Source organism: Holdemania sp. (assembly GCF_986127675.1).
Map to the genome: position 1 here is coordinate 1 of NZ_CFQZWI010000033.1, position 12,309 is coordinate 12,309.

The window sequence follows — 12,309 nt, forward strand, 5'->3', positions numbered from 1 at the left end:
CGTCCGCTGCCATTTCAGCCGCGGTTTTCCCGATGCCGCTGTCGGTAACAAAGGCTATTTTCATAGTTTTTCACTCCTTATATGTTTCATTTTAACGCGATCTGATTTAGAAGTAAACTAATATCCACTTACAGAAAAGACGGTTTGTCGACTTTGTGCGAAAGCACAGATCTTCATTGAAATCGAATTGATGAATCAAAGGGCTGAATCAAGGGTTAAAAATAAAGAAGGACAGTTTGGAAAAGCAAAAATAAATCTGGAAAAAACGGAAAGAGGGATGTTTCGATCAAACTAGAAAAAAATTCAATTTGAAATTGACGGAGTCTGAAGAATTTCGTATAATTCACTCAAAAGAAATGATGACGCAAAATGGAAGCGGCGCTGCCCTGACGGAGCGGAACAGGCATGGAAATAAGCCGGAAGGGAAGCCTTCGGTTGAGTGAAGCAGTGGCTGATCCGGCCGCTTTATGGTAAAATAAAAAAGAAGGGAGTGCTGAAAAATGAGTGTTCATCTGCATGCGCGAAGTTGTTATACTTTATTAAACAGCACCCTGACGGTACCGCAGTTGGTAGCTCAGGCCAAACAGGCGGGCTATGAGGCGATCGCCTGCACCGACGAAAAAGTGATGCACGGTGCGATGGAATTCTGGAAGTGCTGCCAGAGGGAACAGATTAAACCGATTTTCGGTTTGGAAGTACAGATTCAAATTGAAGAAGAGATCGTTGCGATGACCGTGCTGGCGCGGGATAATGAAGGTTATGTCGGTCTGATGGAAGCTTCCAGCCGATTGTGCGACGGGCAGAATACGCTGACGCTGGATCAGATCCGAGCGCATCTGGAACACTGGGTGCTGATCGTTTATGGCGAGGGCGGTTTTGTCGAAAGTGAATTGATTCAGGAGGACCGCCGCGGCTTGAGCGATAAGCTGGGCTGGCTGAAGACGCAGCTGCCGTTGTTTTATATGGCGGTCTCGTTTAACGACGCGTCGTTCTGGAAATTGAAGAATATTTTATTAAAGCAGGTGTGCGCGGCGCAGGAAATTCCGACTGTCGCCCTGTCGAAGATTTATTATGGCAAAGCAGAGGATGCCCAGCTGTTTAAAATTGTCAACGGGATCCGGTTGTCCAAGACGATCAATGATAAAACGCTGCCGTCGGTCAACGGCCGCTATCTGCGCACCCCGGCGGAAATGGAACAGCTGTATGACGCCGAGGATCTGCAGGCGAGCGATCACATCGCTTCGATCTGCAACGTGACGATGGAGCTGGCGAAGACGACGCTGCCGGCGTTTCCCTGTCCGCAGGGTGTATCCTCAAAACAATATTTAACCCAGCTGTGTCTGGCCGGCTTGAAGAAACGGCGGCAGGGACAGCCGGAGGATCCGGCGTATCGGCGGCGGTTAAAATATGAGCTGGACGTCATTTTAACGATGCACTTTGAGGATTATTTTCTGATCGTCTGGGATTTCATCCGATTTGCCCGCAAGGCGGGAATTTATGTCGGACCGGGCCGGGGCAGCGCGGCGGGCTCATTAGTCGCGTATGTGTTGGGAATCACGCACGTGGATCCGCTGGAATACGGATTGCTTTTTGAACGATTTTTGAATCCGGAGCGGATTTCCATGCCGGATATTGATACCGACTTTCCGGATAACCGGCGCGACGAAGTGATTCAGTATGTCGCTGAAAAGTATGGCGAAAAGCATGTCGCGCATATTGCGACGTTCGGTACGCTGGGCGCCAAGCAGGTGCTGCGCGATGTCGGCCGGGTTCTGGAGATTCCGCTGCGGGAGGTTGACATGCTTTGCAAAGCTGTGCCGTTTGGGATAAAGATGACGCTGCAGACGGCGATTCAGCAGAATCCGCGGTTTCACCAGATGGTCTATGCCGACCGGCGGTATCAGGAGCTGTATGAAACCGCCTTGCGGATCGAGGGTCTGCCGCGGCACGTTTCCACCCATGCAGCCGGGATTGTCTTCTCCCACGCCGAGCTGGAGCAGATCTGTCCGACAATCCGGATTGAAAACGATCTGCTTTCCACGCAGTACACGATGGAGCATCTGGAGGAGCTGGGACTGATCAAGATGGACTTTCTGGGACTGCGCAACCTGACGATCATCGACGATATCGTTCAGCGCGTGCAGCAGCGCCAGCCGCTCGATATTATGAAAATTCCGCTGGACGACGCGAAAACCTACGCGCTGTTAAGAAAAGTCGACACCGTCGGCATCTTCCAGCTGGAATCGGAAGGTATGAAAAATCTGATCCGCAAGATGCAGCCGGCCTGTTTCGACGACATCGTCGCGACGATCGCGCTGTTCCGCCCCGGGCCGATGGAAAACATCCCGGAATATCTGCGCTGCCGGAAGGATCCGTCAGCTGTGCATTACCTGCATCCGGATCTCAAGCCGATCCTGGAAAGTACCTACGGGGTAATGATCTATCAGGAACAGATCATGCAGACGGCGCAGAAGATGGCCGGTTTCTCGCTTGCCCGCGCAGATGTGCTGCGACGGGCGATGTCCAAGAAAAAGCTCAAGGAGCTGCAGTCGCTGCAGAAGGAATTCATCGGCGGCTGTATCCAGCAGGGCTATGATGAAAAACTGGCGAATGAGGTTTATGCATTGATTCTGAAGTTCGCCAATTATGGCTTCAATAAATCCCATTCCGTAGCGTATGGTCTGCTTGCCTATCAGCTGAGCTATCTAAAAGCCAATTTCCCGTTGGAATTCTATACTTCGCTGCTTAACAGCGTGATCGGCGCGGAAGGCAAGACCGCCGAATATATCGACGAATGCCGCCGGCATCAGGTTCAAATTCTGGGGCCATCGGTCAATGCCAGCGACGTGCGTTATTTAATCGAGGGCGAAGCGATCCGCTATCCGCTGCTCGGAATTAAGAATATCGGCTCGGCTGCCTGCATGCAGCTGTTGGCGGAGCGGCAGGAAAACGGGCCGTTTCAGGATTACTACGATTTTGTCACGCGGATGCTGACACGCAGGCTTAACCGGAAAATGATCGAAGCGCTGATCGACGCCGGGGCGCTGGACGAGTTCCACGCCAACCGTCAGAGTCTGCGCCTGTCGCTGGAAGAAGCGATCAGCTACGGCGATTTAGTGCGGATTGAGGTCGGCGGTCAGGTACGGATTGATTTAGGCCTGGTATCCAAGCCGGTGATGGTGATGGCGAAGGAAGATCCGATTGAACGCAGCGAACGCGAACGGGAAGCGCTGGGCTTTTATCTCTGTTCGCATCCGATCCTGCAGGTCAAAAAGAAATTTCAGATCCAGACCGAACCGTTAGTCCGGTTAATGGCGAAGGGCGGTTTTATTGAAGGCTTCGTTTACCTGCAGCGGGTGCGTCAGCATCGCACGAAAAAAGGCGATCTGATGGCGTTTGCGGTCGGCGTGGATGAAACCGCGCAGATCGACTTAGTCGTCATGCCGAGCATTTACGCCCGCAGCACGGCCTTTTTGAACAAAGGCCAGTACGTGTACTTCCAGGGCAAGATGGACAAGGAAGATTCCTGTCTTGTCAACCGGCTGCAGCCGCTGAACACGGATTTCACGCAGAATTCACAATAAAACGATACACTGTTGACCATAAGGAAGGATGATGCACATGGCCAGAATACTTATTGTTGACGACGAACAGATGATCCGCGAGGTCGTCCGGGAATACGCGCTGATCAACGGCTATGAAGTCGCGGAAGCCAGCGACGGACTGGAAGCGCTGGAGTTAGTGGAGAAGGAAGATTTCGACTGCGTGATCCTCGATATCATGATGCCGAAGCTCGACGGCTTTTCCGCGTGCAAGCAGATTAAAAAGATCAAGCCGATTCCGATCATCATGCTTTCGGCCCGTCAGGAGGAATACGACAAGCTGTTCGGCTTTGAGCTGGGCGTGGATGATTACGTCGTCAAGCCTTTCTCGCCGAAGGAGCTGATGGCCCGCGTCAAGGTCATTCTGGAACGCTTTAAAACCAAGGATACCGAAGTTCTGCGCTTTGAAGGGCTGCAGATCAACATCGAGGGCCGCTCCGTCACGGTGGATGGGGAGAAAGCGAATCTGACGCCGAAGGAAATCGATCTGTTGTTATACATGGTTAAAAACAAGAATATCGCCTTATCGCGGATGAAGCTGCTGGAAGAAGTCTGGGATTACGACTATTTCGGCGACGACCGGACGGTCGATACGCACATTAAAATGCTGCGGCATAATTTAAAAGACTACCGCAAGTTCATCGTTACCGTCCGCGGAATGGGGTATAAGTTTGAAGCTTGATTTTCATGGTATAAAGTTTAATATCTGGCTGTATTTCATGTTGTTTGCGGCCGGACTTTTAGCTTTGGTCGGCGGGGCGCAGCTGCTTTTGATCAAGCCGTATTATCGAAGCAATAAGATTTCGGCGATCAAAGAGGTGGCAGCGACGATTCAGGAGTACGTCATTGACAATCAATGGCTGGACGAGGCGACGATCAAGAAAGCTTCGCAGTTTGCGATCAACAACAATGTCTGCGCTGTCGTTTACAACGACAGCGGCAACGTGGTCTACAATTCCGATTCGCTGGGGGATTCGTGTATTTTCAACCAGACGATTACCGTCGGCTCGACGCAGCTGCAGCCCCTGACCAACGGAAAAGCGATGCGCGAGCTGCTGCTGTTAAGCGACGGGGAGCTTTCGGAAGTGCTGGCGAATCAGCGCAGCGATCAGGAAATGATTCTGTATGGGAAAATGGTGCAGGCCAATCTGGCGAATTTTTATTTGTTTGTCAACAGTCCGCTGGAACCGCTGGATTCCACGCTGACGATTTTTCAGGATCAGTTTTTCTTTCTGGCTTTTTTCGCGCTGATTTTATCCATTGTGATCTCTCTGTTTATATCGACAAAGCTGTCGCGGCCAATCGTGCAGATGAAGCACTCCGCCAACGAGCTGGCCAAGGGGCATTACGATATTCATTTCGAAGGCAGCTATTTCAGCGAGATCGACCAGCTGGCGGATACGCTGAACGATGCCACACACAAGCTGAGCAAGGTTGACGAGCTGCGGCGGGATCTGATCGCCAACGTCTCGCACGACATCAAGACGCCGCTGACGATGATCAAGGCGTATGCCGAAATGATCCATGATATCTCCGGCGATATCCCGGCCAAGCGCGACGAGCATCTGGACGTCATCGTGCGCGAGGTCGATTATCTCGATCATCTGGTCACCGACATGGCGGAGCTCTCGAAGATGCAGTCGGGCAGCTATCAGCTGAAGCTCGGTACGTTTAACTTAAGCCAGAAAATCCAAAATATCGTCACGCTGTGCCAGGTCATGATCGACGAGCATCATTATCAGCTGGTGATCGAATGTCCGCGGAGTTTGATGATGACGGCCGACGAGGTCAAAATCAGCCAGGTTATATATAATTTCCTGTCCAACGCTTTCAAGCATACGCCGGATGGAAAGAAGATCACGATCCGCGCGTTTGAAAAAAACGACTGGATTCAGGTTGAGGTGGAAGACGAGGGCGAGGGGATCAAGAAAGAAGATCTGCCGTACATCTGGGACCGGTATTACAAGATTGATAAAAAATATCAGCGGGCAACCGGCGGCAGCACCGGGCTGGGCCTGGCGATCGTCAAGGCGATCCTGGACAGTCATCACGCGGAGTACGCGGTAGAAAGCGAGGAGGGCAAGGGCTCCCGGTTCTGGTTCAGGATCCGGCGCTCGGCAGAATGGAAAATCAAAATCTAACTGAAGAAGCACGACAGAACCTGCGTCTGGATTATCTGCCCAAGCTGAGACTGCCGCTGTGGCAGCGCAAGGACATGTTCTGCATGAACACGGACACCGTGCTTTTGGGCGAGCAGATGGTTGTTCGAAAAGGCGAGAGTGTGCTCGATCTGGGCTGCAACAACGGCGCGCTGCTGCTGTACGCCTCGCGTTTTTCGCCAAGTTCCTTAACCGGCGTCGACCTGCTTCCCCAAGCGCTGGCCTTGGCGGCGGAAAACATGCGGATCAACGGTCTGGAAGCGGAACTGATCTGCGCGGATCTGGCGGAGTTTCGTCATCTGCCGTTTGATGTGATCGTCTGCAATCCGCCGTATTTCGCGACGCCGGATCCGGCTTCCGTCAACCGCAATCCTTTTTTAGCGACAGCCCGGCATGAAGCGGGCTGCACGCTGGAAACGCTGTTTGCGGCGGGCGGCCGATTGTTAAAAGACAAGGGCCGGTTCTATCTGGTTCACCGCGCCGACCGGCTGGCGCAGATCATCGCGGCGCTGCAGAACTCGCCGTTAACGCTGCGCGAAGCGACGCTGGTCTTTGACCGCCGCACCCGTCAGGCCACGGCGGTGATCGCCGAGCTGCGCAAGGGAAAGCTCGGCCCGGTGCGTTTCCGCGAACCATTGTGGCGGCCGGAACCCGATCAGGAATAAGGAAAGAACGTCAGCTGAAAAAAGCCGGCGTTTTTTGTTTCTGGAAAGGATCGCGTCCCTGCATCGCCTGAACATCGCTCAAATCCGGAAAGATCGAAAAAAGAAACGATAAGAATGAGGAAGGTAAGCAGGAAAAAATAATCTCTGAAATGATCTCAGTACAAAAGTTTGAAAGGAGTTCGGATGAAACATAGGGAAGGCGGTGTGTTCCTGTTGATTAGCGGGCAGAATCGCGTTTTCCTTCATCACATCTTCATTGGAGGAAGCGCATTAAGAAACAACAATTCGTTCATTCCGACCTGAAATTGAAAGAAATGGCAGCGCGGTCGGAGTTGATTTCAGACGCTAAAACTTTTACAATGAATCTAAGCGAGTTCCCCCTAGCTTTCAGGAGGTCAAAAATGAGAAAACAAGGAAAAAAATGGGCGGCGTTTCTTTTGTGCTGCCTGTTGTTGCCGGTAACGCCGGTCAAAGCGGAAACGACGGTGATCGAAATTGTCGATTACCGCGATGGACAGGAAACGGTCCTGCAGACGTTTGGCACCGTGAAAAGTGCGGCGGATTATTATGCCAAGCACCGGGATGACGCCAGCGTCGCCAATCTGGGCGTGCGGCAGGATGGGAAGCTGATCGCTGTGGATCAGGGGATCGTCTTCTTCGCCTCGGAAGGCTGCAAGGTCAACACGGAATACAAGGATGCCGACACGGGCAATGATGGTTATCTCAACGGATGCTACGGTGCCGACGGTGCGGCGCTGGACACCGATTTCACACGCATGCAGGTGGATTTCAAAATTTCCGGCGTGCGCGGCCGGGTGAAGCTGGCAGAGGTGACGCTGGTTCCGCTGGATCAGGCTGGCAATTTAAGCAGCTATACGATCCGCGACGGCCGGCTGTATCATCAGATCCGTCAAAGTCAGTCGTCCTCGCGCTATGCGACGATGATCGATCTGGGGCCGGTTCCGGCATATTTGAGCAGTGCTGCTCAGCTTTACAGCTACGACGGTCACTATTTCTATGAAGATCCGGCGGTGATGCTGCAGGATTATCACAACGGAAGCACCGCGTTGTCAGTCAATCCCGCGGAACCCTTTTATTTTTATTATCAATATTTATCCCATCGGTCCTTGTCCTTTTACACGGAAGCGGAACTGACGGATTATTTCCAGAAGACGCTGGGGATCGATCAGTCGATCGTTTCCTATCAGGACCGCGACCGCAATTCCGTTCACGATACGCTGAACCAGTCGCTGTATTATAGCGAGGAAGGCGCGTTCCTGCAGGCGCAGTCGCTGTATGGATCCAATGCGTTAATGATGCTGGCGCTGTCGATGAACGAATCGGCCAGCGGCCGCAGTTCCCTGAGCTTTACGCGCAACAATCTGTTCGGCCACGCGGCGTATGACAGCGACGTCGAGGCCAACGCCAAGCGCTATTTCAAGTTAAGCAGCTCCATTTTATCGCATGCCAAAACCTATGTTTCCGCCAGTTATCTCAATCCGAAGAAGTTCCAGTATCATGGCGGATTCTTCGGCGACAAGGCCAGCGGGATGAACGTCAGCTATGCCTCCGATCCGTATTGGGGTGAGAAAGCGGCTTCCTATTATATGCAGCTGGACGAAGCGATGGGATTGAAAGATCTGAACCAGCTGACGCTGGGCATTCATACGGAAAACACCAGTCTTAAAATTCTGAGCGAACCCGCCGCTTCCGCTGAAGTACTCTACACGACAGGAAAGACGGCGCCGCTGGCGCTGGTATTATTGGAAAAGCTTGAGAATGGGGAAGGCACATGGTATAAGGTGCAGAGCGAAGCCGCGGTGGCGGAAGATTTTACCTATCGCTTTGAAGACTGCATCGGTTATCTGCCATCATCCAGCTTCCAGCTGATTTTAAACGCGGACCGATTGAATACGCTGCAGCTGAAATCCGCGGTCTTTGACGCGGGTGAAGGAACATTCCCGCAGGGCGGCAGCCGGATCGAAATCGATCTGTTGGAAAACAGCGAGCCGTATGCGCCGGAACCGACCCGGGAAGGCGGCGTCTTTGTCGGCTGGCAGGAAAACAACGGCGTTTATACGGCAGAATATAAGGAAATCCAATCCATTTCGATGATTTCGCTGCCGAAGCAACAATTTACGAGCGGTTCGCGCATTGATCTCAAAGATGGATCAGTCCTGGTTCAGTATGCCGATGGAACGCAGGAAGAGAAGCCGCTGACCAGTTCCATGGTAAGCGGATTTGATATGAACGCCGACGGACCGCAGACGGTCACGGTGACTGTCGGCACGGCGACGACCAGTTACGACATTGAGGTGTCCGAGCTGCTGACCCAAGCCCAGGATGCGTTCAAGGAGGATCTTCAGGCGTTGATCGACGCGATTGATCCGGCGGCGGTCACGGAGCAGCAGAAGAGCGATCTGATCCAGCTGAAGCAGCGACTGGACACGACGGAGATTTCGGCCTGGACGATCGTCCAGATCCGTTCGCTGGACGCGCTGCTGAAACCACTGCTGGACGGCCAGCGCTCGCTGATCCTGAAATCCAAAGACAGCCAGTTCGCGGTTTCCGGACTGAGTCTGGCATTGCCGCAGAAAAATCCGGGACAGAAAAAAGGCATCCCGGACACTTACAAGCTGACGTTGAAAGAAACCGTGCCGGAGGCGGAGGTCCAGGTGCAGGTGAAGACGATTGCCAGCGGCAATGGCGCGGAGATTGAACAATGGTTCAGCGTGTCGGGACAGAAGAACTATGACAAGACGCTGACGCTGCGCACGCCTCTGTGCGTGACGATGAGTCTGCCGGAGGGCTGGAACAGCTCAAAGAAGGTAACGGTGTGGCGGCTGGAGGCCGGCGACGTCATCCAGATGCCGACGACCCAGAGCGCTTCGACGCTGACCTTCTCGACGGAAGCCTTAGGTCAGTTTGTGCTCGTCAGCCGTCAGACGGTTAACCAATATGAAGACGCGGCGCCGGTTGAGGTCATGACGATCGCCCAGAACGGTTTAGACTGGCCGCAGCTGATGATCAAGGCGCTGGCAGCCGTGATCGTGTTGTTAGTCCTGTTTATCACCGTCCTTGTTTTACAACGGCGGGCGGATAAAAAACGCCGCCGGGCCCTGGCGAAAAGAGCGAAACACCAGCGCACCCGCCGCCGATAATTAAAAAAATCCGTGACGGATGAATTTCAGAAGTTCATTCGCTGCGGATTTTTATTTTTTGCGGGATTGAAAGATGTTTTCATGAATCGCCCGGGTGATCACGGCAATCGCTTCGCCGACGTCCTGCTTCATCCCCAGATTGATCCAATCCTGAAGCAAGCCGACGATCGCATGCGTATAAAACCGCACGATCAGCCCCTGTTCCTTGGCGCTTAAATCCGGATGGCTGAGCTGCAGCTGCTGACGCAGGAAGCCTTCGTAAATCTCGCGCAGGACCGTGCCTAAATTGACCCGTCCGTAAGTGTGCAGGGCGTGAATCGTAAACGCCGGATCCTGCCGCAGCTGGGCTGCCGCCGCTTCCAGCGACCGCGCCCAACTCTCCCGCGTCAATAGCGGTTGGACAACGGGGACCAGCTGGCTTTTTAACAGAGCGTCCAGAATTTCGTACTTATCGGAAAAATGATAATAAAGCGTATTGCGGCTGACGCCGGCCACATCGCTGATCTGTCCGATTTGCAGATCATCCAGCGATTTCTTGCGCATCAAGTTTTCTACGGCGTTGAAGAGCGCCTGCCGGGTCAGTTCGGAAGTCGCCATCAGTCTCACTCCTTTTTCATTATTGTAACAAACCCCGGTTCCGCTGTCCAAATTCTTTTGGACAAATTGAGAAATTGCCCAAAAATCGAACAGAACAGGAGAGTGCCCATGGACAAGCGGCGATCCGTTTCTTATCATCAAGCACGGAGGGATAAGTTATGGAATACAACGATTTGCCAAAACCCGCAAGCGAGGCGACCCGCCAGATTCATCAAGCGATGAAGACGCTGCTGGATTTTGACGATCCGCATGAGAAAGAATGCGCGCTGCGCAACTGTCTGAAAAAAGTAGAAAATCTGGAAATCAAAAACGCGGAAGGCGAAGTGATCTGGAGTCAGAAAATCGCCTGTCTGGATCAGGAACAGGAAGTGGAAACGATCAATCCGAGCCTGTACCGCAACGCCTGGCTGAATCATCAGACCGGTTTGTTCAAGGTTGTCGACGGAATTTTTCAGGTCCGCGGCTACGATATGTCCAATCTGACCGTCATCGCCGGGGAAACCGGCTGGATCGTCTGCGATCCGCTGATCAGCTGTGAATGCTCAGCCGCGGCGCTGGCCTTAGTCAATGCCGTGCTTGGAACGCGGCCGGTTTCCGCGGTTGTAATTTCACATCCGCATCTTGATCATTTCGGCGGAATCAAGGGCATTGTCAGCGAAGAAGCGGTTCAAAACGGTTCGGTTCCAATCATTGTGCCCGAGCATTATACCGATTACGCCGCAAGCGAGAATGTCTATGCGATGAACGCGATGCAGCGGCGGGCCTGTTACCAGTATGGAACAGCGCTGGATTTTGGCGAAACCGGCGCGATCGCGATGGGGATCGGGATGGGGCAGTCGCGCGGGACGGTCACGTTTATCCGGCCTACGGATGAAATCCGGCAGACGGGGGAAAGACGGATCATCGACGGCGTGGAATTTATTTTCCAGATGACGCCGGAAACAGAATCCCCGGCGGAAATGTGTTGGTATCTGCCGCAGTTCAAGGCCTTATGGATGGCCGAACTGTGCAATGCGACGATGCATAATTTATATACGCTGCGCGGCACGCAGATCCGCGACGGCAATGCGTGGGCGTTCGCGATCACGCAGGCCAGGGCGCTGTTTGGCAGCGAGGCCGAAGTGCTATTTCAGGCGCATAACTGGCCGCACTGGGGAAATCAGGAAGTCAACGAAATTCTGGAGGAAACCGCGGCGGTGTACAAGTTCATTAACGATCAGACGCTGCTGTATATGAATAAGGGCCTGACGCCGAATGAAATTTCCCATACGATCCGGCTGCCGAAGTCGTTGGAAAGCGTGTGGACGATCCGGCCTTATTACGGTACGCCGTCGCACAATGCCAAAGCGGTCTATCAGCGTTATCTGGGCTGGTATGACGGCAATCCGGTCAATCTGAATCCGCTGACCCCATCCGAGCAGGGGCAGAAGCTGATCGAGTTGGCCGGCGGCCTTGAGCCTGTGTTGGAACAAGCGGAAAAAGCACTGGAAAAGGGTGAATATCAATGGGCGGCGCAGCTGGCCAACGCCGTTGTCTTTGTCCATCCTGACCATCAGAAAGCCCGCTATCTCTGTGCGGATGCCTTGGAACAACTGGGCTATCAGGCTGAATCCGGACCTTGGCGCAACTGTTATCTTAACGGCGCGGACGAACTCCGCCATGGGGTAAAAACAGGCCGTCAGGCGAGAAACTCCGGGGATCTGGCCCGCTGTATGGACAGCCGCATGATGCTGGACTATCTGGGCATTCTGATCGACGGCGAACAGGCGGAGGACAAGGATATCAAGCTGAACTTGACAATCACGGACACTCAGGAAAAGTTTTGCGTGCATCTGATTCACGGCGCTCTGTTAGTTTATCCAAAGATTCACGAAAAGGACGCGCGGGCGACGCTGACAATGCCGCGAATGGGGCTGGCGGCCATACTTTCCCGCAATGGGGATCTGCAGGCAAAGCTGATTCAGATCGACGGCGATCCGAATTGTATCGCGGAGCTGACGGAGGCCATCACCGATTTTGACAAACGCTTCGCGATCATCGAACCATAGCGTAAGAGTAAAAAGAAAACGTGGCGAGGACAGATTGTTTTTCAAACTGGAACAGCGCGGAAGCAAAAAAACTTGGC

7 protein-coding genes are annotated in these 12,309 nt (G+C 53.3%); 6 read left to right on the plus strand and 1 reads right to left on the minus strand.

The features are described from left to right. The first annotated feature begins 500 nt into the window (after positions 1–500). The 5 genes from dnaE to AC5OW4_RS06950 all read left to right on the plus strand — a co-directional run bounded on the left by dnaE (position 501) and on the right by AC5OW4_RS06950 (position 9,587). Positions 501–3,584, plus strand: coding sequence for a DNA polymerase III subunit alpha (gene dnaE / locus AC5OW4_RS06930; protein WP_295768307.1), 3,084 nt, complete (start codon positions 501–503; stop codon positions 3,582–3,584). Positions 3,585–3,621: 37 nt separating this feature from the next. Further along, positions 3,622–4,284 carry a response regulator transcription factor gene (locus tag AC5OW4_RS06935; RefSeq protein ID WP_039865057.1) on the plus strand — a complete coding sequence of 221 codons (663 nt, stop codon included), beginning with the start codon at positions 3,622–3,624 and terminating at the stop codon, positions 4,282–4,284. Next, a complete protein-coding gene (locus AC5OW4_RS06940) occupies positions 4,274–5,743 on the plus strand; it encodes a sensor histidine kinase (protein WP_072683380.1) in 1,470 nt (489 codons plus the stop codon). The genes AC5OW4_RS06935 and AC5OW4_RS06940 overlap by 11 nt, the downstream gene beginning before the upstream one ends. Then, positions 5,725–6,426: a tRNA1(Val) (adenine(37)-N6)-methyltransferase gene (locus tag AC5OW4_RS06945; RefSeq protein WP_295768313.1), complete on the plus strand. Its 702-nt coding sequence runs from the start codon at positions 5,725–5,727 to the stop codon at positions 6,424–6,426. Before AC5OW4_RS06940 ends, AC5OW4_RS06945 begins: the two co-directional genes overlap by 19 nt. A gap of 401 nt (positions 6,427–6,827) precedes the next feature. Beyond that, a complete protein-coding gene (locus tag AC5OW4_RS06950) occupies positions 6,828–9,587 on the plus strand; it encodes a glucosaminidase domain-containing protein (RefSeq protein ID WP_295768316.1) in 2,760 nt (919 codons plus the stop codon). A 51-nt stretch (positions 9,588–9,638) separates the two neighbouring features. Here AC5OW4_RS06950 and AC5OW4_RS06955 read toward each other — a convergent pair whose 3' ends face one another. Next, positions 9,639–10,184, minus strand: a complete 546-nt coding sequence (locus AC5OW4_RS06955) for a TetR/AcrR family transcriptional regulator (RefSeq protein WP_072683376.1) — start codon at positions 10,182–10,184, stop codon at positions 9,639–9,641. Positions 10,185–10,342: 158 nt separating this feature from the next. Between AC5OW4_RS06955 and AC5OW4_RS06960 the strand changes: the two genes are divergently transcribed. Next, on the plus strand, positions 10,343–12,232 hold the full coding sequence (locus AC5OW4_RS06960; protein WP_072683375.1) for an alkyl/aryl-sulfatase: 1,890 nt from the start codon (positions 10,343–10,345) through the stop codon (positions 12,230–12,232). Positions 12,233–12,309: the final 77 nt, after the last annotated feature.